Source organism: Brevundimonas sp. 2YAF1 (genome assembly GCF_052114745.1).
GTDB lineage: Bacteria > Pseudomonadota > Alphaproteobacteria > Caulobacterales > Caulobacteraceae > Brevundimonas.
In genome coordinates this window covers 202984-224633 of the sequence record NZ_JBFRFI010000004.1, presented here as the reverse complement: position 1 = coordinate 224633, position 21650 = coordinate 202984, and the positions used below count along the sequence as shown (strand labels likewise).

The following is a 21650-nucleotide window of genomic DNA, read 5'->3' as shown; positions in this document are numbered from 1 at the left end:
GGCCCGCAGCATGTTTGGGAAAGTCGCGGCCTTCGAGTTCCGCTATCAGCTTCGCCAGCCCGCCTTCTGGGTCATCTCCATCCTGTTCTTCCTGCTGAGTTTCGGCCTGGTCGCCAGTCCGAACGTCAGCCTGGGCACGGGCGGCAACGTCCTGAAGAACGCGCCCTTTGCGATCGCTCAGGCGCATCTGATCTTCAATCTGTTCTTCATGCTGGCGACGACCGCCATCGTCGCCAATGTCGTGGTGCGTGACGCCACGACGGGCTTCGGTCCCATGATCCAGTCCAGCCGGTTGTCGAAGTTCGACTATCTCTACGGCCGCTTCCTCGGCGCCTTCGGCGTCGTGGCCCTGGCCTTCCTGAGCGTGGCGCTGGGCATCCTGATTGGCACGCTGATGCCGTGGGTGGACAAGGAGACGGTCGGCCCCTTCCGTCCGCTGGACTACCTCTACAGCTTTGTGGTCATGGGCTTGCCGGGACTGCTGTTCAGTTCGGCCGTCTTCTTTACGTTGGCCACGGTAACGCGTTCGATGATGGCGACCTATGTCGGCGTCGTCGGGCTCTTCATCCTCTACATGACCACGACCACGGTGTTCGGCTCCAAGCCTGAGCTGGAGACGCTGGTCGCCTGGCTGGAGCCCTTCGGCGCCGGCGCCTACGACCTGACGACCCGGTACTGGACGGCGGCCGAGCGGAACACGATCAATGCGCCGCTGACCGGCATCCTGCTGGGCAACAAGCTGCTGTGGCTGGGGATCAGCCTGACCTTCCTGGCCGCCGCCTTCCCCCTGTATCGCCCGTCGCCGCGCGGGTCCAAGTTGCGCAAGCAAGAGAAGCTGAAGGCGCTGGCCGAAGCCTCCGTCGAGACCGCGGCCCCCGTCGCGCCTCTGGCGTCGCCGTCCTACGGCTTCAAGGCGGGGCTGGCGCAACTGGTCTCGCGCACCGGCTTCGAGATGAAGGCGGTGTTCAAGAGCCCGGCCTATTTCGTCATGCTGGTCCTGGGGTTCGCCTTCAGCATCGCCACCCTGCTGTTCGCCGGCGAGATCTACGGCGCGCCGGTGCTCCTGGTGACGCGGGTGGTGATCGAGACCCTGGGCGGCTCGTTCGGCCTGATCGCCATGATTATTGCCATCTACTATTCCGGCGAACTGGTGTGGCGCGACCGCGAGCGGCGCACGCATGAGATCATCGACGCCACTGCGACCCCTGACTGGACCTTCCTGCTGCCCAAGACGCTGGCCCTGAGCCTAGTGCTTGTCTCGACCCTGCTGGCTGCGACCGTGGCCGGCATGATCGTCCAGACCATCAAGGGTTATACGACCTACGAGATCGGCAAATACCTGGCCTGGTACGTCGCGCCCGTGGCGATCGGCTTCTCGCTGACGGCGGTGCTGGCCCTCTTCGTGCAGTCGCTGTCGCCCAACAAGTTCGTCGGTTGGGCCGTCATGGTGGTCTTTCTGATCTCGACCATCGTCCTGTCCAATCTGGGCTTCGATCACGTCCTCTACCGCTATGGCGCGGGGACGGGGATGGCGCTGTCGGACATGAACGGCCTGGGCAAGTTCGTGGTCCGCGCCGCCTGGATGCAGGCCTATTGGTCGGCCTTCGCCATCGTCCTGCTGGTCATCGCCTATGGTCTGTGGCGTCGGGGTGCGGAGACGCGCTTCATGCCGCGTCTGAAGCGATTGCCGCGTCGCCTGATGGGACCAGCCGGCGTGATCGGCGGCGTCGCCCTGACCGCCTTCGTCGGCCTCGGGATTTACGCCTACATCAACACCAACGTCTGGAACGAGTACCGCACCCGCGACCAGCGCGAACAACTGACGGCCGACTATGAGAAGACCCTGCTGAAGTACGAAAAGCAGGCCCAGCCGTCGATCACCGACGTCAAGCTGGCGCTGGACCTCTATCCGCATCAGCCGCGCCTGCTGACCCAGGGGACCTATGTCATCGAGAACCGCACGGCGGCGCCGCTGACCGAGGTCCACCTGCGCTGGAACGACGATCTGAAGATCGAGAAGCTGGATGTTCAGGGCGCGACGCTGGCCAAGGAGTGGCCCGAGTTCGAGTACCGTATCTATCGTTTCGCCACGCCGATGCAGCCGGGCGAGAAGCGCACCATCGCCTTTGAAACGGTGCTGGAGCAGCGCGGCTTCAAGAACAGCGGCGACACCACGCGGGTCGTGGACAACGGCACCTTCGTCAACAACGGCGAGTTCGGCCTGACCATCGGCATGGGGCGCGACGGCCTGCTGTCCGACCGGGCCAAGCGTCGCAAGCACGGCCTGGCGCCTGAACTGCGCATGGCCAAGCTGGAGGATGAAAGCGCGCGCGGTCACAACTACATCGGCGCCGACTGGGTGAACGCCGACATCACCGTGACCACGGTCGCTGATCAGACCCCGATCGCGCCGGGCTACAAGGTGTCGGACGTGACGAAGGACGGCCGCCGCACGGCCCGCTTCGTCACCGATGCCCCGGTGCTGAACTTCTTCTCGGTGCAGTCGGCCGACTATCAGGTGGCCAAGGCGCAGCACGGACCAATCGAACTGGCCGTCTACTATCAGAAAGGCCACGAGCGGAACGTGGAGCGGATGTTGACCGGGATGAAGTCGGCGCTGGACTACTATGGCACGGCCTTCAGCCCGTATCAGTTCCGCCAGGCCCGGATCATCGAGTTCCCGGCCTATGGCAGCTTCGCCCAGGCCTTCGCCAACACCATGCCCTACTCGGAAGGCCTCGGCTTCATCGCCGACCTCTCGAACGAGGAGAAGATCGACTACGTCACCTATGTCACGGCCCACGAGGTCGGCCACCAGTGGTGGGCGCATCAGGTGGTCGGTTCGAACCAGCAGGGCTCGACCCTGCTGTCGGAATCCCTGGCGCAATACTCGGCGCTGATGGTGATGGAGAAGCTGTACGGACCCGACAAGATCCGTCGCTTCCTCAAGTACGAACTGGACCGCTACCTCCGTTCGCGCGGTATGGAGCGGCTGGAGGAGATGCCGCTGATGCGGGTCGAGAACCAGCAGTACATCCACTATCAGAAAGGCGGCCTGGTCCTGTACCTGCTGCGCGATCAGATCGGCGAAGAGGCGGTCAACCGCGCCCTGCGTCGGGTGCTGGCGCAGTACGCCTTCAAGTCCGCGCCCTATCCGCGCTCGCTGGATCTGGTCAACGCCATCCGCGCCGAGGCGCCGGCGGACAAGCAGGCCCTGATCACCGACCTGTTCGAAAAGATCACCCTGTATGACTTGAAGGCCAAGTCGGTTACGGCGACCAAGCGCGCCGACGGCAAGTGGGACGTCGCCCTCACGGTCGAGGCCCGCAAGCTCTACGCCGACGGCAAGGGCGAGGAGACCGAGGCCCCGCTGAACGAGACCTTCGACGTGGGTCTGTTTTCGGCCGAGCCGGGCAAGGGCGCGTTCGACCAGAAGTCGGTCATGCTGATGGAGCGTCGCCCCCTGCGCAGCGGAACCCAGGTCTTCCGTTTCGTCACGGACAAGAAGCCGGCGTTTGCGGGGATCGACCCCTACAACCGCTGGATCGACCGCAACTCGGACGACAACGTCAAGCCGGTCGGCTGACGCATGGACCCTCTCTTCTCGCCGTGCGGCGGGAGGAGAGGGACCCCTACGCCGAGTTAATCCGGCTGCCTCATTTTAGACTCGATCCGCTACGCTTGTAGCGCTACAAATGTAGCGTCAACCGATGCGGAGATTGGTCGTGATCGAGTCCTTGCCCCGTCGCGAACGCGAAGTGTTCGAGACCCTTTGTCGACTGGAATCCGGGACCGCAGCCGGGGTGCGCAACGCCCTGACGGACGCGCTCAGCGATTCCGCCATCCGCACCCTGTTGACCCGACTGGAGACCAAGGGGCTGGTCGAGCGGCAAGCAGGCGCCGACGGCTTCGTCTATCGCCCCGTTCCGCGCACCGAGGCCGTCGCGGCCGGCGCCCTGCAGCGGATGATCGACACCTTCTTCGCCGGCTCCGCCGCCAACGCCGCCACCGCCCTGCTGGGGCTGGGCCAACGCCTGACCGCCGATGAGGCCGCGGCGCTGGAACGCGCCATCGATGAAGCGGTGGAGCGTCAGCCATGAGCCTGGCGCTGTTTCTCTCCCTGCTGGTTAAGTCCAGCCTGATCGCCGCCAGCGGTCTGATCGTGGCGCGCTTCGTGGCGCGCCGCGCCTCCGATCGCGTGGACATTTTGCGCGCCACCGTCTGTCTCTTGCTGGCGCTGCCGGTGCTGGTCGCGGTCCTGCCCGCCCTGGAGCTGGCGCTGCTGCCCGCTGCGCCCGCCGTTGCGGCGACGCCGATGACGCCGCTCTGGGCGGGCGAGGTCGGGCCCGTCGCGGGCGTCGCCGTCTCGGCCAGCCTGCTGTGGCCGACGCTGGCGACGATCGCCGCCGGTTTCTGGCTGCTGGGCGCAGCGGCGGTCGTGGGCCGCTTGCTGCTCGGGTTGCGCACCCTGAGCCGCTGGACGGAGCAGGGACGGACCGTCAAATGCCCCGCATGGCGCGCGCCGCTGGACGCCCTGGCGCCTGCCGCGCGGCCCCGGCTTGTCAGCAGCGCCCGCGTGTCCGGTCCGCTGAGCTGGGGCGTCGCGCCGGGCGTCATCGTTCTGGACCCGGCCAGTATGGCGGAACCCCGGACCGCCTCCGCCGTGCTGGCGCACGAACTGGCCCACCTGCGGCGCAGAGACTGGGTCTTCCTGATCCTGTCGCGGCTGGCGCTGGCGCTGTTCTGGTTCAACCCTCTGGTCTGGCGGCTGTCCGCCGTCTTGGCCGAGGCCTCGGAAGAGGCCGCCGACGCCGAAGCCGTACGGACCGTGGATCGTCGGGACTACGCCCGGGTCCTGGTCCGACTGGCCGCGCATCCCGCCTCCCATCCCGCCTCTTGGCCCGCGACGGCCATGGCCGCCGACACCCACACGCTTGAAAAAAGGATCGCCTGCATCATGACGAACACGTCTGCTCGCCGCCGCCCGCTGGCGGTCGCCCTGACCGTCGCCGCGCTCGCCGTCGTCGCCACGCCTCTGGCGGCCCTGGAGATCAGCGAGAAGGGCGAGGTCGTCTATCTGGCGTCGCCGCCCGCGCCGCCCGCGCCGCCCGCACCTCCGGCTCCGCCTGCGCCACCGCCTGCACCGCCTGCGCCTCCGGCCCCGCCCGCGGCCCCGTCGGCGTTGCAGGTTCTGCCGCCGCCGCCGCCGCCCGCGCCCCCGGCTCCGCCCGCTCCGCCCGCGCCTCCGGCCAATGGCGTCGGCTATTTTTACCACTCCTCGAATGGCGTCTATATCGAGAATGGCACGCCCGAGCAGCGCGCGGCGGGGCAGGCCGCCCGGGAGAGCGCGCGGGCGGCTCGAGCACAGGGCGTGGAGGCGCGTCGTCAGGCCATGATCGCGCGCACCCGGGCCAGCCGGCACGCCGCTGACGCCGTTCAGGTCCGAGCGGAGGCCGAAGCCGCCCGCCGCCAGGGCGTCGAGGCTCGACAACAGGCCGAACAGGCGCGCGCTCAGGCTGTCATCGCCCGCCGACAGGGCGAGCAGGCCCGTGAACTGGCCCTCGTCGCGCGTCGCCAGGGTGAGCGCGCTCGCGAACAGGCCGAACGCACCCGCGTCGAGGCGCAGACCCAGGCTCACGTCCAGATGGGCCGCGGCGCCGAGCAGATGCATCGCGGCGCGGAAAACATGCGCCAGGAAGCCGTTCGCCTGCGCGATCCGGCCTATCGCGCCGAACAGATCGCCCGCAACCGCGAGCGCGGCAACGCTGTCACCGACGCAGAACTGGTCGCGTTGAGCCCGAAGCTGGTGGAACGGGCCGCTGAAATGGATCGCCGCGCAGATGAAATGGCGGCTCGCGCCAAGCGCTCGATCTAAACCGCGTAGGGCGACAGCCGGTCGGCGGCGTCGCGGCACAGGGTCTTGATCCAGCGCCGCGCCGCCTTCAGCCGCGCCGTGTCGTGGACGTCGCGGTGGGTGCTGAGCCAGAAGCGGCGTTCGATCAGGACATGGTCGGACAGGACCCGTGTCAGCCCCTCGGCCAGGAAGCAGGGCAGGACGCCGATCCCGCCGCCCGCGGCAATCATGTCCCGCTGGGCCCGGATCGAGGACGAGGCCAGGCGCGGGCGCAGATTGGGACGAATCTCGTCCAGATAATGCAACTCCGGCGCATAGATCAGGTCGTCGACATAGCCGACGATGTCGAAGCGCGGCAGGTCGTCGATGGTGTCGGGCCAGCCGCGTCGCGCCAGAAAATCGGGCGTGGCGTAGAGCGCCAGCTGGTAAGGCGTCAGCGGCTCGACGATCAGGCGCGGGCTGGCGGGCGCGCTGAGGGTGATGGCCATGTCCACCTCGCGCCGGCTGGGCGACAGGAAGCCGAAAGTGGCGGCCAGTTCGACGTTCAGGCCGGGATGCGCCGCCAGCAGGCCGGGCAGGGCGGGCGACAGGACCGCGCCGCCAAAGCCCTCCGAGACGCTGATCCGCACTGTGCCGGCGATCAGGTCGGGCCGCGTCACCCGCTCGGCCGCCTCCATGGCGCTTTCGGCGTCCAGCGCCGTCTCCAGCAGTTGCGCCCCCGCCGCCGTCAGCAGCAGGCCCGAGGCGGAGCGCGCCACCAGGGTCGACTTCAGCGCCGTCTCCAGCCGCGCCACGCGCCGCCCGACCGTGGCCGCGTCGATGCCCAGCCGCCGGGCCGCCACAGCCAGCGAGCCTGCGCGGGCGGCGGCGATGAAGATGCGAACGTCGTCCCAGTCGAACATTGCAGGAATGCACAGCATAGGAGGCAAGATTGCAATGGGTGGTGCGCCATCCGTCTGCTAGGCCATGCTGGAACGAACAATGACATCACAGGGAAACGCCCAATGCGCGACATTCGCCACTTCATCGACGGTGCGGCTTTCGAGGGCGCGTCCGGGCGCTTCGGCGACGTGTTCAACCCCAACACCGGCGAAGTTCAGGCCCGCGTCCAACTGGCGACCGTCAGCGAGATGGACCGCGCGGTGCAGGCCGCCCAGGCCGCCTTCGAAGGCTGGTCCAGCACCAACCCGCAGCGCCGCGCCCGCGTCATGTTCGAGTTCAAGCGCCTGGTCGAGGCGAACATGAACGAGCTGGCAGAGCTGCTGTCCTCGGAACACGGCAAGGTCATCGCCGACTCCAAGGGCGACATCCAGCGCGGTCTGGAAGTCATCGAGTTCGCCTGCGGCATCCCGCACGCGCTGAAGGGCGAATACACGCAAGGCGCCGGCCCCGGCATCGACGTCTATTCAATGCGTCAGCCGCTGGGCGTGGTGGCGGGCATCACCCCGTTCAACTTCCCCGGCATGATCCCGATGTGGATGTTCGGCATGGCGATCGCCGCCGGCAACACCTTCATCCTGAAGCCGTCGGAGCGTGATCCGTCCCTGCCGGTGCGTCTGGGTGAACTGATGATGGAGGCGGGCGCGCCCAAGGGCGTGCTGAACGTCGTCCACGGCGACAAGGTGGCGGTCGACGCCATCCTGGCCCACCCCGACGTCCACGCCGTCAGCTTCGTCGGCTCGTCCGACATCGCCCACTACGTCTATCAGATGGGCGCCCAGCACGGGAAACGCGTCCAGGCCATGGGCGGCGCCAAGAACCACGGCATCGTCCTGCCCGACGCCGACATGGATCAGGTGATCAAGGACCTGACCGGCGCGGCCTATGGCTCGGCGGGCGAGCGCTGCATGGCCCTGCCGGTCGTGGTGCCGGTTGGTCAGCGCACCGCCGACGAACTGCGCGAGCGTCTGGTGTCGGAAATCCCCAACCTGCGCGTCGGCGTCTCGACCGACGCCGAGGCCCACTATGGCCCGGTCGTCACCCAGACCCACAAGGACAAGGTCCTGGGCTGGATCAACAAGGGCGTCGAGGAAGGCGCCGAACTGGTCGTCGACGGCCGCGAGTTCAGCCTGCAGGGTCACGAGAAGGGCTTCTTCATCGGCCCGTCGCTGTTCGACCACGTCAAGCCCGAGATGGAATCCTACAAGGAAGAGATCTTCGGCCCGGTGCTGCAGATCATGCGCGCCGCCAGCTTCGAGGAGGCGCTGAGCCTGCCCAGCAAGCACCAGTACGGCAACGGCGTCGCCATCTTCACCCAGAACGGCCGCGCGGCCCGCGACTTCGCCGCCCGCGTCAACGTCGGCATGGTCGGCATCAACGTGCCGATCCCGGTGCCGGTGGCCTATCACTCGTTCGGCGGCTGGAAGCGTTCGGCCTTTGGCGACATTAACCAGCACGGCATGGAAGGTCTGCGCTTCTGGACCAAGACCAAGACCGTCACCGCCCGCTGGCCCGACAGCGCGCTGGAACACGCGGACTCGAGCTTCGTCATCCCGACGATGGGGTAAACCAAGACCCTCTCCCGGTGGGAGAGGGCTTGAGCCTCGGAGAGCCAAAGGCGATCCGCTAAGGCGAAAGGGTGAGGGTTCGACCTGTCCGTCGGCGTCAGCCGTGTCGCGACGGCTTACGCCGATGGCGGCCAGCGACCCTCATCCGGCCCTTCGGGCCACCTTCTCCCATCGGGAGAAGGAAGCTTAGTTAGCTCAGCGTATACGGGATCACCCCCCGCTCATGCTCCGGCACGTGCAGTGTCCGGTCGATGGGCGGGAAGGCGCGCTGGGCGCAGTCGGTGCGCTCGCAGATGCGGCAACTGACGCCCATCCGCGTTGGGGGGCCGTTCAGGTCCAGCCCCGCCGCATAGACCAGCTGGTCCGCGTGTTCGATCTCGCAGCCGAGGCCCAGGGCGTAGCGGCGGTCGGGTTCCAGGTAGGAGCCGCCGGGCTTGGACACGCTCTTGGCGATGCAGATGTAGCGCGAGCCATCGGGCATCTCCGACAGGTTGACCAGGATGCGGTCCGGGGCGCCGAAGGCCTCGTGCACGTTCCACAGGGGGCAGGCGCCGCCGAAGCGGGCGAACTGGAACCGGGTGGCGCTGTGCCGCTTGGTGATGTTCCCGGCCATGTCCACCCGCGCGAAATAGAAGGGCACGCCGCGCCAGCCGGGCCTCTGCAACGTCGAAAGCCGGTGGCAGACCTGCTCGAAGCTGACGTGGAAACGGTTCCGCAGTCGGTCCACGTCGTGACGCAGTTCGCGCGCCGCCTCGAGGAAGCGGCGGTAGGGCAGCAGCAGGGCGCCCGCCGCATAGTTGGCCAAACCGACCCGGCAGACGTCGCGCGCGGCGGGGATGTCGAAGGCCGCCCGGTCCAGTTCGTGCTCGATGAGGTCGTGGAAGCGCAGAAGCACCAACTGGTGCGCCATCAGGAAGCACCGCGTCGCGCCGGGCAGGCTGGCGTCGACATAGAGGATGCGCGCCGCCGGATCGAAGCGCCGCATCGCCCCGCGCCCTTCGCCGGTCGCCAGCCGCACGCCGCACAGGTCGTTCAGCGCCGCCTCCAGATCGCGCTCGGGATGGCCGCCGGAACCCAGCCCCAACTGCTCCGCCAGGGCCTCCGCCGCCTGATCCAGCACGTCGATGTAGTTGTCGCGATAGTGGAAGAAGTCGCGCACCGCCTCATAGGGCAGGGCGGGCGATCCTTGCGCCCGCTCGTCGCGGCCCAGGGTCTCGTTCAGGGTCTTCAGCCGCTCGTCGAGACGGCGATAGTCCTGATGCAGGGCCAGGAACTGTCGCGCCAGCCGGGGGGTGTTGGTCACGGCCTGCTTCAGTTCGATGGGCGAGGGGGCCTCGGCGTGACCGGCCACGTCGGTGACCGCCTCGCGCAGGTCGGCGATCAGGCGGGCGTCGCCGTCCAGGTCGAACAGGCTGGCGTCCACGTCGAAGGCGCGCGTCAGGGCGATCAGAACTCGCGCCGTCGCCGGGCGTTGGTTGGTCTCGATCTGCGAAAGATAGGAGGGCGACAGGGCCAGCCGCCCGGCGCAGGCTTCCAGCGTCCAGCCGCGCGCCTCGCGCAGCTTGCGCACCTTGGCCCCGAGATAGAGTTTTTCCGCCATCGCAACTTTGCAAAACGACCCATCGACCTTGGCAGGCTTACGCACTTACGCCCCTTTTGCAAAGTTGCGATTGCCTTTTTGCAACGGAGCGTCTTGGTGATCACGAACGATTGCAGGGAGTCGCCCAAGTTATGAGTCAGGCCATCCTCGAGGAGCTTGAGCGCCGCCGCGCCGCCGCCAAACTGGGCGGCGGTGAGAAGCGCATCGCCTCCCAACACGCCAAGGGCAAGCTGACCGCGCGCGAACGGATCGAAGTCCTGTTGGACGAAGGCAGCTTCGAAGAGACCGACATGTTCGTGGAGCACCGCAGCCACGACTTCGGCATGGCCGAGCAGCGCATCCCCGGCGACGGCGTGGTCACCGGACGCGGCACCATCGGCGGTCGTCTGGTCTATGTCTTCTCCAAGGATTTCACGGTCTTCGGCGGCTCTCTTAGCGGCGCGCATGCGGCTAAGATCGTCAAGATCCAGAAGATGGCCCTGACGGCGGGCGCACCCATCATCGGCCTGTTCGATGCGGGCGGCGCGCGCATTCAGGAGGGCGTGGAATCGCTCGCCGGCTATGCCGACATCTTCCTGCAGAACACGCTCGCCTCGGGCGTCATCCCGCAGATCTCGGTCATCATGGGTCCGTGCGCGGGCGGCGACGTCTATTCGCCCGCCATCACCGACTTCATCTTCATGGTGAAGGACACGTCCTATATGTACGTGACCGGCCCGGACGTGGTGAAGACCGTCACCAACGAGGTCGTCAGCCATGAGGACCTGGGCGGCGCCCGCGTTCACGCTGGCAAGTCGGGGGTCGCCGACGGCGCCTTCGAGAATGATCTGGAGGCCCTCAGCGAGGTTCGCCGCCTGATCGGCTTCCTGCCCCTGTCGAACCGCGAAAAGCCGCCGGTCCGCGACAGCTATGACGAGCCGGATCGCGACGAGGCCAGCCTCGACACCCTGGTTCCGACCAATCCGAACCAGCCCTACGACATGAAGGAGCTGATCCTGAAGATGGTCGACGAGGCCGACTTCTTTGAGATCGGCGCCGACTTCGCCAAGAACATCATCTGCGGCTTCGGCCGTCTGGACGGCCAGAGCGTCGGCATCGTCGCCAACCAGCCGCAGGTTCTGGCGGGCGTGCTGGATATCGACTCCAGCCGCAAGGCCGCCCGCTTCGTCCGCTTCTGCGACGCCTTCCACATCCCGCTGGTGACCCTGGTGGACGTGCCGGGCTTCATGCCGGGCACCAAGCAGGAATACGGCGCCCTGATCAAGCACGGCGCCAAGCTGCTGTTCGCCTATGCCGAGGCCACCGTGCCCAAGCTGACGGTCATCACGCGCAAGGCCTATGGCGGCGCCTATGACGTCATGAGCTCCAAACACCTGCGCGGCGACGTCAACTACGCCTGGCCCACCGCCGAGATCGCGGTCATGGGCGCCAAGGGCGCGGTCGAGATCATTTTCCGCAAGGAGGCCGGCGACCCCGAGGCCCTGGCGGCGCGCGAGGCCGAGTACAAGGCACGCTTCGCCAACCCCTTCGTGGCGGCCGGTCTGGGCTATATCGACGACGTCATCATGCCCCACGGCACGCGCCGCCGCCTGATCAAGGCCCTGCGCACGCTGAAGAACAAGACCCAGGAAAATCCCTGGAAGAAGCACGACAACATTCCGCTGTAGGTTGACCGTGCCTCTGCCCGTCCCTCCCCAACCGCCGTCATCCTCGGGCTTGTCCCGAGGATCCAGAGACTCCGTCGTTGGCGTTTCATGGGCGAGGTCGCGTGTCTGGATCCTAGGCACAAGGCCTAGGATGACGGAAGCAAGGGATGGGCGCTCAGTTTCCCTCACACACCCCGCGTCATCCTCGGGCTTGTCCCGAGGATCCAGAGACTCCGTCGTTGGCGGGTCACGAGCGACGTCGCGTGTCTGGATCCTCGCCACAAGGGCGAGGATGCCGGAAGTAAGGGATGGGCGTTCAGCCTTCGTCCGTTCGCCAGTTCTTCGGCAGCAGCCGCGGCTTGGGTGCGGCAGGTTCGGCAGGCGTCCAGTCGCGATAGCCCTCGATGTCCGGCGCCGTCTCGGCTCCCCCGGACATCAGGGCAGGAAACAGGTCGGACCAGTCGGGGTTCATCCGCTCGATCAGATTGGTCTTCCAGTCGCGGGGATAGCGTTTCAGCGACTTCTCCCGCTGGATAGCGTCGACGATGGTTCCATGGCGCTCGTACCAGACCAGACGCTTCAGCCCATATCGTCGGGTGAAGCCTTCGACGACGCCTCGCCGATGCTGATCCGTCCGCATGATCAGGTCGCTGGTTACGCCGATGTAGATCACCCCGTGCATACGGTTCGCCATCATATAGACGCCGATCAGGCCGTCTCGACTGACCATCCCGTTCCCCTCTCAACTTCGCCAGCAGGCACGGCCGCGTCGTGTTTCTGGATCCTAGGCACAAGGCCTAGGATGACGGCAGAGAAAGCATAATCATGTTCTCCAAAATCCTCATCGCCAACCGGGGCGAGATCGCGGTTCGCATCATCAAGACCTGCCGCAAGATGGGCATCAAGACGGTGCTGGTTTACTCGGACGCCGACGCCGGGTCGCTGGCCTGCGAGATGGCCGACGAGACCATCCACATCGGGCCGTCGCCCGCCGCCCAGTCCTATCTGATCCAGGACAAGATCGTCGATGCAGTGCGCCAGTCGGGCGCCGAAGCGGTCCACCCCGGCTTTGGCTTCCTGTCGGAAAACCCGGTCTTCGCGCGTCGTCTGGAAGCCGAGGGCATCACCTTCATCGGCCCGAACCCGCACGCCATCGAGGCCATGGGCGACAAGATCACGTCCAAGAAGTTCGCGGCTGAAGCGGGCGTCTCGACCGTGCCGGGCCACATGGGCCTGATTGAATCGACCGAAGAGGCGGTGAAGATCGCCAATGAGATCGGCTATCCGGTCATGATCAAGGCCAGCGCCGGCGGCGGCGGCAAGGGCATCCGCGTCGCCCATTCCGACGCCGACATGGCCGAGGGCTTCGCCGCCGTGAAGGCCGAGGCCCTGACCGCCTTCGGCGACGACCGGGTCTTCCTCGAGAAGTTCATCGTCAATCCGCGCCACATCGAGATTCAGGTGCTGGGCGACAAGCACGGCAACATCGTCTCGCTGTTCGACCGCGAATGCTCGATCCAGCGCCGCAACCAGAAGGTCATCGAAGAGGCGCCGTCGCCCCTGCTGGACGACGCCACCCGCAAGGCCATGGGCGATCAGGCCGTGGCTCTGGCCCGCGCCGTCAACTACGATTCCGCCGGCACCGTCGAGTTCGTGGCCGGGCAGGACCGCAGCTTCTACTTCCTTGAAATGAACACCCGCCTGCAGGTCGAGCATCCGGTGACGGAGCTGATCACCGGCGTCGATCTGGTCGAACAGATGATCCGTTCGGCGGCCGGCGAGACCATGGGCTTCAAACAGGAAGACCTGTCGATCAACGGCTGGGCCATCGAAAGTCGCATCTACGCCGAGGACCCCTATCGCGGCTTCCTGCCGTCGATCGGCCGTCTGGTGCGCTATGAGCAGCCCGAGGAAGGCGATCAGGGGGACTATACGGTCCGCAACGATTCCGGCGTCCGCGAGGGCGACGAGATCAGCATGTTCTACGACCCCATGATCGCCAAGATGTGCGCCTGGGGCGAGACGCGCGAGGCCGCCGTCACCGGGATGGCCCGCGCGCTGGAAGACACCCACCTGTCGGGCGTCGGCCACAACGTCCCCTTCCTGTCGGCGGTGATGGACCAGGAGCGCTTCAAGTCCGGCGAGCTGTCGACCAGCTACATCAAGGACGAGTTCCCCGACGGCTTCCGCGGGCTGGAACCCAGCGAGGCGCAGAAGGACATCTTCATCACCGTGGCCGCGGCGATGAACGAGGTCCTGGCCGAGCAGGCGGGCGATCCCTCGGAACGCACCGACTGGACCGTGCTGATCGGGCGCGAGGGCCACGAGGTGTCGCTGTCGTACGACGAGGCCGAGGACCTGGTCATCTCGCTGGACGAGCGCGACCTGACCCTGTCGGAAATCGACTGGCGTCCGGGCATGGCCCAGTTCCGCGCCGTGCTGGCCAATGCTGGAGAAGAGGGCGAGCCCTTCACCGCCGAGGTCAAGCGCGCGCCCGACGGCTTCGATATCCGCCACCGCGCAGCGAAAGCGCGCGTTCGCGTCCTGACGCCGCGCGCCGCGGAGATGTATCAGCGCCTGCCTGAAAAGGTCGCCGCCGACACCTCCAAGCTGGTGCTGTCGCCCATGCCGGGTCTGGTCGTCGACATCCCCGTGACCGTCGGTCAGGAGGTCAAGTCGGGCGAGACCGTCGCCATCATCGAAGCCATGAAAATGCAGAACATCCTCAAGGCCGAGCGCGACGGCGTGGTGAAGGCGGTCGGCGCCAAGGCCGGCGATCCGGTCGCCGCCGACGACGTGCTGGTGGAGTTTGCGTGATGGCTTTCATGCCTGATCGGTCATTCTCGCCTACTCACGATCCGTCATCCTCGCCCTTGTGGCGAGGATCCAGAAACACGTCGTCTGCCCGTGGCCCGCATCCGGCGTCGCGGGTCTGGATCCTGGGCACGGGGCCCAGGATGACGTTGAATGGGACGACGACGAAAGGGACAGCGCGGTCATGAGTTTTGTAACGCCGACGCCGCTGGAATGGCGCGAACAGGCCGAGAAGGCGCTGAAGGGGCGGGCGATCGAAAGCCTGCTCCACCTCGACGCCGACGGCCTGGTCATCCGGCCGCTCTATGCCGACGCGACCGGGGTGCAGGCGCTGCGCGCGCCGCGCACGACGGACGCCGAGGGGCGGGCGTGGGACCTGCGCACCCTGGTCGAGGGCGACGAGGCGGCGGCGGTCAACGCCGCCGTCCTGACCGACCTTGAAAACGGCGCCGCCTCGGTGGTGCTGAAGGGGGCGTTCACGACGGATGAGGCGACGCTGGCCGCCGCGCTGGACGGCGTGGCTCTGGAACTGGCGCCGGTGGCGTTGGACGCGGGCTTTGACGGCGTGAAGGCCGCCGAGGCTCTGGCGGCCGTGGCCAAGGGTTCGCCCCGCGCCCAGCTGCAATTCCACCTCGACCCCATCTCGGCCTATGCCGAGGCGGGTGAAGGCGAGATCGACGCCGCCGTGACCGAGGCCGCTGAGGCCGCCGCACGTCTGGCCGGGACCTATCCTGACGCGAAGTTGTTCCTGGCCTCGGGCCGCGTGGTGCACGAGGCTGGCGGTTCGGCAGGGCAGGAACTGGCCTTCGCCGCCGCCAGCGCCGTGGCCTATGTGAAGGCCGCCGTGCTTGCCGGCCTGACCATCGAGCAGGCGCTGAAGGGCGTGGTGCTGGGCGTCTCCGTCGACGCCGAGTATTTCGACGCCCTGGCCAAGGTGCGGGCGATGCGCCTGATCTGGGCCAGCGTGTCCAAGGCCTTCGGGCATGAGACCCCGGCCATCATTGAGGCCCGCTCGTCGCGGCGGATGCTGTCGGCGCGCGATCCCTGGCCCAATCTGCTGCGTCTGACCGCCGCCGGTTTCGCCGGCGCTGTCGGCGGCGCCGACGTGGTGGTGCTGGACGCCTTCACCCGCGCCGAGGGCCGTCCCGACGCCTTCGCCCGCCGTCAGGCCCGCAACACCCAGCTGGTGCTGATGGAAGAAGCCAATCTGGGCCGGGTGGACGATCCCGCCGCCGGGTCCTGGTTCCTGGACAGCCGCACCCGAGATCTGGCCGAGGCCGGCTGGACCGAGTTCCAGTCGATCGAAGCCGAAGGCGGCGTGGTCGAGGCCCTGAAGCATCACCTGATCCAGCCCCGCGTCGAACGCGCGCGCGGCCAGCTGGAAGCGGCGCTGAAGGACGGCGCCCGCCACATGGTCGGCGTCACCAAATACGTCGATCCCGATCCGCGCCCGGCGCCGGTCGAGACGGCTGATCCCGCCTATGTTCCCGTGCACGCCGCCGCCCTGACCCCGGTGCGGTTCGCCGCGCCCTTTGAAATGGCGTCCGAGGAGGCGAGCCAATGAGCTTCCCCGACTTCTCCAAGGTCGATCTCGACCTGACCACGACTGGCTCAGGGCCAACGCGCGATCCCTGGCTGACGCCCGAGGGCCTGACGGTCGAGACCTCCTATGGCCCCGAAGCCTTGGACGGTCTGGACGCCATCCACGGCCTGCCGGGCTTCGCGCCCTATATGCGCGGACCGTACCCGACCATGTACGCGGGCAATCCGTGGACGATCCGCCAGTACGCGGGCTTCTCGACCGCCGAGGAGTCCAACGCCTTCTATCGCCGCAACCTGGCGGCGGGTCAGAAGGGGCTGTCGATCGCCTTCGATCTGGCCACTCACCGGGGTTATGACAGCGACCACCCGCGGGTGAAGGGCGACGTCGGCATGGCCGGCGTGGCCATCGACAGCATTCTGGACATGCGGACCCTGTTCGACGGCATTCCGCTGGATCAGATGTCGGTGTCCATGACCATGAACGGCGCCGTTCTGCCGATCCTGGCCCTCTATGTCGTGGCGGCGGAAGAGCAGGGCGTGCCGCACGCCGCCCTGACCGGAACCATTCAGAACGACATTCTGAAGGAGTTCATGGTCCGCAACACCTACATCTATCCGCCCGCACCCTCGATGCGGATCATCTCGGACATCTTCGCCTGGACCGCGCAGGAGACGCCGAAGTTCAACTCCATCTCCATCTCCGGCTATCACATGCAGGAGGCCGGGGCCTCGGCCGACATCGAGTTGGCCTACACGCTGTCGGACGGTCTGGAATACATCAAGGCGGGCGTCGACGCCGGGATGGACGTGGACCGGTTCGCGCCGCGCCTGTCCTTCTTCTGGGCCATCGGCATGAACTACTTCATGGAGGTGGCCAAGATGCGGGCCGGCCGCCTGCTGTGGGCTGAAAAGGTCGCCGAGAAGTTCGGACCCAAGGACCAGCGGTCGCTGTCGCTGCGGGCTCACTGCCAGACTTCGGGGTGGAGCCTCGCGGCGCAGGACGTGTTCAACAACGTGTCGCGCACCATGGTCGAGGCCATGGCGGCGGCGGGCGGTCAGACGCAGAGCCTGCACACCAACGCCCTGGATGAAGCCCTGGCCCTGCCGACCGACTTCTCGGCCCGGATCGCGCGCAACACCCAGATCCTGCTGCAGATGGAGACGGGCCTTACCCGCACCGTCGACCCCTGGGGCGGCAGCTTCTACGTCGAGCGGCTGACCCATGAACTGGCCGAGCGCGCCCGTGCCCACATGGCCGAGGTCGAGGCCCTGGGCGGCATGGCCGCGGCCATCGAGGCCGGCATCCCCAAGCTGCGGATCGAGGAATCCGCCGCCCGGACCCAGGCCTGGATCGACACCGGCAAGCAGACTGTGGTCGGTGTGAACCGCTATCTGAACGCTGCGCCCGACAGCATTCCGATGCTGAAGGTCGACAACGCCGCCGTCCTGACCGCCCAGATCGACAAGCTGAAGCGCCTGCGCGCCGAGCGCGATCAGGCCGCCACCGACGCGGCGCTGGAGGCCCTGACCAATGGGGCGCGCGGCAAGGCCAACCTGCTGGAACTGGCGGTTCAGGCCGCCCGCGCCAAGGCCACCGTGGGCGAGATTTCCGACGCGCTGGAGGCCGCGTTTGGCCGCCACGTCGCCTCGGTGAAGACCGTCTCGGGCGTTTACGGCAAGGAAGCCGGGAATGATCCCAAGGTGGCCCGCGCCCGCGACATGGTCGCGACCTTTGTGGAAAATGACGGCGGCCCGCCGCGCATCCTGATCGCCAAACTGGGTCAGGACGGCCACGACCGGGGCCAGAAGGTCGTCGCCACCGGCTACGGCGACATCGGCTTCGATGTGACGGCGGGGGCTCTGTTCCAGACGCCCGCCGAGGCCGCGCGCGACGCGGTGCAGAAGAACGTCCATGCGGTCGGCGCCTCGTCGCTGGCGGCGGGGCACCTGACCCTGGTTCCCGAACTGCGCGCCGAACTGGCCAAGTTGGGCCGCGAGGATATCATGATCGTGGTCGGCGGCGTCATTCCGCCCGCCGACGTCCAGCCCCTGCTCGATATGGGCGCTGCGGCGGTCTATCCGCCTGGCTCGGTGATCGCCGAGACGGCGGCGGACCTGATTGAAAAGCTGAACCTGCGTCTGGGCTATGCCCAGCCTGCGCCGGCGGAGAAGAAGTAATGATCGGCAATCTAAACCACGTCGGCGTCGCCACGCCCTCGATCGCGGACTCGATCAAGCTGTATCGCGACATCCTGGGCGCGACCAAGATAGGCGAGCCGTTCGACCTGCCGACGCAGGGGGTGAGGGTCTGCTTCATCGACACGCCGACGGCCCAGATCGAACTGATCGAGCCCTATGACGCGACCAGCCCCATCACCGGCTTCCTGGCCAAGAACCCCAAGGGCGGCCAGCACCACGTCTGCTTCGAGGTGGCCGACATCCACGCTGCCGTCGTCGAGATGCGCGCCAAGGGCGTGACCATCCTGGGCACGGGCGAACCGCGCATCGGCGCCCACGGCACCCCGGTCGTCTTCCTGCATCCCAAGGAGATGGGCGGGGTCCTGATCGAACTGATGGAGGCGCCGAAAGGCGACCACTGACTTCTCATCAACCGCTCATCCCGGCGGACGCCGGGATCCAGTCATTTGGCTAAAGGCTGGCGGTCTCGAAACCGCGATACTCAAGGTCGCGCGTGAAGCTCTCACTGGGTCCCGGCGTCCGCCGGGATGAGCGGGGCAGGATAGCAAAAGGCCCGGTCGATGACCGGGCCTTTATTCTTGATCAGAACAGGATTTTCCGCAGGCTGATGCGGAAGGTCCGGCCCAGCGGGTCCAGATAGTCGCTCTGATAGCTCAGCGGCGTATTCCCTTGAGCGTCGCGGACCTCGAGGCGTGAATCGAACAGGTTTTCGACCCCGATGTTGACCCGCGCGCCCTTCAACCACGGATACTTGGCCACCCAGGTCGGCCGCGACGACAGGTCGGCGAAGACGTTCAGTCCGACCGTCGTCTGGTCCGAGAAGGTCAGGTCCTGCGCGCCCGCGCCGCCGCCGTCGATACGGGTGGAATCCCGCCAGTTGGCGTTCATGAAGGCGCCCATGCCGCTCTTGAACACGCCGGTCTGCATCTGGATTTCATTGCGCGGTTGGCCGCCGCGCGAGCCGGTGGCAGCGCCGTCCAGCAGGTCGAGGACCGGCAGGCCGTCGCGGATCGTGATCTCATCCTGCAGGCGATAGGTGTGATAGAGCGAGAAGTTGAAACGGCCCTGGCCCGCCTGCATGCCGCCGCCGCGCGGGCCGCCGCCGCCCATACGGAACGTGGTTGCGCCGCCGCCGCCGCCGCCGCCGCTGCTGCTTGTGATCATGATCGGAGCGCCGCCGCCCGGGCGCGGGCCGCCGCCGGGACCGCCGGGACCGCCGGAACGCGGGCCGCCTGCGCCGCCCATGCCCATGCCCATGCGCGCGGCCGCGGCCGGATCCGGCTTGCCGAAGGGGGTGGAGTAGTTGAAGCCCCAGCGGATTTCCTGACGCTCGGCGCCCTGGAAGTTCAGCGGGCGCGCGTCGATCGACAGCAGTTCGCCTACGGGGCACAGCAACTCGCCTGTGGGGCACTGGCCTCGGGGGGCACGCACGAACCGCTCGGGCAGGGCGGCTTCCAGTTCCGGCGTGATCGTCGGGAAGGAGGCGATGGAGCCGTCGACCTGGGTCCGCGTGTAGTTGGCGGTGATCCGCAGGTCCTTGTCCTTGATCGGCGTCAGGTTGACGCCGAACCGCAGGGTCTTCTTGGTCTCTTCCGACAGCCCGAGGTTGCCGCCCTCGATCCGGGTGATGTTCACCGACTGGCCGGTGGCGAAATCATAGACCGGCACGTTCGGCGTCGAGATGGTCGGGTCGTTCAACTGCGACATCGACGGCGCGTTCTGCTCGTTGGCGTAGCTGGCGGTGAAGCTGACCGGCTCCCACGGGGTCCAGTTCAGCCCCAGGGTGTAGGAGGTCAGGCCGCCGAAGTCCGACAGGTCCTCATAACCCAGGTTCAGATTGGCCGAGAGGTCGCCGAGAGCGCCCAGCACCTCGCGGCTGCGGCTGGCGATGGGCAGGTTGAAGTTGCCCGAAGCGCTGGCGCGGTTCCGCGACAGGGAGCGCTCGGAGAAGACGCCCGACCGCACGCTTTCGGAATCCAGCGACTGGGTGTTGAAGCCGACCTTGAGGGTCGAGTTCAGCCTGCCGGCCGGGCCGTCCCAGGCGTTGCCGTTGAACACGACCTCGGCGTTGGCCAGGCTGGAGACCGAGCGGGCGGTGTCGACGCCGCCCGTTGGCAGGGCCGGAAGATCGGCGAAGGGGTTGATGGTCCCGGCGCTGACGCCGGCCTGCAGCGTGGTCGCGTCCAGGCCGCGGCCGGTGCTGGTCTTGACCTCGGTGCGGTCGTAGCCGCCGGTCAGGGTCCACCGCCAGTCGCCCAGGAAGCCGTCGGCGACGAAGCCCGCCTTGCCGGCCAGGGTGTCGGTCGTGCGCGACAGGGCGTCGGGTGCGTTGACGTAGCGGTTCAGGATCACATCGTTCCCGAACGGCGAATAGGGGCTGGTCGTCGGCAAGGTCAGTCTGACCCCCGGCAGGCCGAGGAAGCTGAAGCTGGTGGTGTCCTCCAGGCTGCCGCTGACCGTCAGGGCCGTCGTGCCGTTGAGGTCGTGCATCACCGAGCCGCGCACCGTGCCCTGCTCGCGCTTGGGCAGGAGGGTGCGGTAGGCGTTCAGATCGCCGGTGCGGGCGCCGTTGGTGAAGTCGGCCAGGCTGGCCGAGCCGTCCGCCGCAGCGGGCGTCACCCCGGCGATCTTGACGGGCGCGCCGAAACGCGCCGACAAGGCGGGATCGATCTCGCCGCCGCCGGGCGCGGTGACATTGCCCAGCAGGTCATAGGGCGCGCCGTCGGTGGAGCGGATGATGTCGCGTTCGGTCTCGAACAGCGGCGTTTCGTTTCGGTATTCCAGATCCATCGTCCAGCGCTGCTTGCCGGCGATGCGCAGGAAGTTGTTCTCCAGTTGGCTGACCGTGCGGCCGCCCTGATCGGGGCGCCGGGTGCTGGCCTGGCTGGTGACCGAACGGAACTGGGCCTTGAGGACGAAATTCACCACCCGCTGGTCGGCGGTGTAGCCGTAGGCGAGGGCGGCGTCCTCGGGCAGAACCTCGGTGCGCTCGATGGCTTCGGGCGGGAGGCCCTGGATTTCCTGGAAGCCCGAGATGCGGCGGCCGTTGACCAGCAGCACGGGCATGCCGCTGCCGCCGCGCGAACTGCGCGTCTGGGGCGCCAGCGCCTGCAGCAGTTCGGCGATGCTGCTCGCGCCGTAGGCCTTGATCTGTTCTTCGTCGAGAACCAGCTCGGGCTCGAAATCGCCGATGGCCGCGCCGCGCTTGGCGCTGGTGGCGGTGATTTCGCCGAGGTCGTAGACGTCTCGCTCGTTCGCCGATTTGGAACGCGTTTGCGCCTGTTGGCTCGGGGCGGCCTCAACCAGCGCGGCGACGGCGGGGTCCATGGAGGCGAGGGCGAGCAACATCACGACGGGCGACATGCGGAATCCTGACAGAATCGGGGGCGTGACGCCGCCCCCCGTTGGCGTCTGTCGGCTCGCTTAGAGACTCATGTGCGCCGAACAATGGCCGTTCGCGGCCTTCAAGATTAAAGGCCTGTAATGAC

13 protein-coding genes are annotated in these 21650 nt (G+C 67.4%); 9 read left to right on the top strand and 4 right to left on the bottom strand.

From position 1 onward, the window contains the following. The first annotated feature begins 10 nt into the window (after positions 1–10). The 3 genes from AB4Y68_RS07920 (at position 11) to AB4Y68_RS07910 (ending at position 5875) form a co-directional block, all read left to right on the top strand. Positions 11–3586 (top strand): ABC transporter permease/M1 family aminopeptidase, encoded by a 3576-nt coding sequence (locus AB4Y68_RS07920; protein WP_441454967.1) that lies wholly within the window; start codon positions 11–13, stop codon positions 3584–3586. A gap of 139 nt (positions 3587–3725) precedes the next feature. Continuing rightward, entirely contained in the window at positions 3726–4100 is a 375-nt protein-coding gene (locus tag AB4Y68_RS07915; RefSeq protein WP_441454966.1) for a BlaI/MecI/CopY family transcriptional regulator, read from the top strand. Next, positions 4097–5875, top strand: coding sequence for a M56 family metallopeptidase (locus AB4Y68_RS07910; protein ID WP_441454965.1), 1779 nt, complete (start codon positions 4097–4099; stop codon positions 5873–5875). Before AB4Y68_RS07915 ends, AB4Y68_RS07910 begins: the two co-directional genes overlap by 4 nt. Here the strand turns inward: AB4Y68_RS07910 and AB4Y68_RS07905 are convergent. Next, complete coding sequence (locus AB4Y68_RS07905; RefSeq protein ID WP_441454964.1) at positions 5872–6756, bottom strand: LysR family transcriptional regulator; 885 nt, start codon at positions 6754–6756, stop codon at positions 5872–5874. The two genes, AB4Y68_RS07910 and AB4Y68_RS07905, sit on opposite strands and share 4 nt — an antisense overlap. Before the next feature lie 102 nt (positions 6757–6858). Between AB4Y68_RS07905 and AB4Y68_RS07900 the strand changes: the two genes are divergently transcribed. After that, positions 6859–8361: a CoA-acylating methylmalonate-semialdehyde dehydrogenase gene (locus AB4Y68_RS07900; protein WP_441454963.1), complete on the top strand. Its 1503-nt coding sequence runs from the start codon at positions 6859–6861 to the stop codon at positions 8359–8361. Between the two features lie 190 nt (positions 8362–8551). On the opposite strand, the gene AB4Y68_RS07895 is transcribed toward AB4Y68_RS07900, so the two are convergent. Next, on the bottom strand, positions 8552–9961 hold the full coding sequence (locus tag AB4Y68_RS07895; protein WP_441454962.1) for a short-chain fatty acyl-CoA regulator family protein: 1410 nt from the start codon (positions 9959–9961) through the stop codon (positions 8552–8554). Positions 9962–10092: 131 nt separating this feature from the next. Between AB4Y68_RS07895 and AB4Y68_RS07890 the strand changes: the two genes are divergently transcribed. Then, positions 10093–11628: an acyl-CoA carboxylase subunit beta gene (locus tag AB4Y68_RS07890; RefSeq protein WP_441454961.1), complete on the top strand. Its 1536-nt coding sequence runs from the start codon at positions 10093–10095 to the stop codon at positions 11626–11628. A 295-nt stretch (positions 11629–11923) separates the two neighbouring features. On the opposite strand, the gene AB4Y68_RS07885 is transcribed toward AB4Y68_RS07890, so the two are convergent. Next, positions 11924–12337, bottom strand: a complete 414-nt coding sequence (locus AB4Y68_RS07885; RefSeq protein ID WP_441454960.1) for a GIY-YIG nuclease family protein — start codon at positions 12335–12337, stop codon at positions 11924–11926. Positions 12338–12432: 95 nt separating this feature from the next. On the opposite strand from AB4Y68_RS07885, the gene AB4Y68_RS07880 reads away from it, so the two are divergent. The 4 genes from AB4Y68_RS07880 (at position 12433) to mce (ending at position 18563) form a co-directional block, all read left to right on the top strand. Further along, entirely contained in the window at positions 12433–14424 is a 1992-nt protein-coding gene (locus AB4Y68_RS07880; protein WP_441454959.1) for an acetyl-CoA carboxylase biotin carboxylase subunit, read from the top strand. Positions 14425–14605: 181 nt separating this feature from the next. Beyond that, entirely contained in the window at positions 14606–15985 is a 1380-nt protein-coding gene (locus AB4Y68_RS07875) for a methylmalonyl-CoA mutase family protein (RefSeq protein WP_441454958.1), read from the top strand. Further along, a complete protein-coding gene (gene scpA / locus AB4Y68_RS07870) occupies positions 15982–18141 on the top strand; it encodes a methylmalonyl-CoA mutase (RefSeq protein ID WP_441454957.1) in 2160 nt (719 codons plus the stop codon). The genes AB4Y68_RS07875 and scpA overlap by 4 nt, the downstream gene beginning before the upstream one ends. After that, positions 18141–18563, top strand: coding sequence for a methylmalonyl-CoA epimerase (gene mce / locus AB4Y68_RS07865; protein ID WP_441454956.1), 423 nt, complete (start codon positions 18141–18143; stop codon positions 18561–18563). The genes scpA and mce overlap by 1 nt, the downstream gene beginning before the upstream one ends. Before the next feature lie 181 nt (positions 18564–18744). Here mce and AB4Y68_RS07860 read toward each other — a convergent pair whose 3' ends face one another. Beyond that, positions 18745–21525: a TonB-dependent receptor gene (locus AB4Y68_RS07860; protein WP_441454955.1), complete on the bottom strand. Its 2781-nt coding sequence runs from the start codon at positions 21523–21525 to the stop codon at positions 18745–18747. Between the last annotated feature and the right edge of the window lie 125 nt (positions 21526–21650).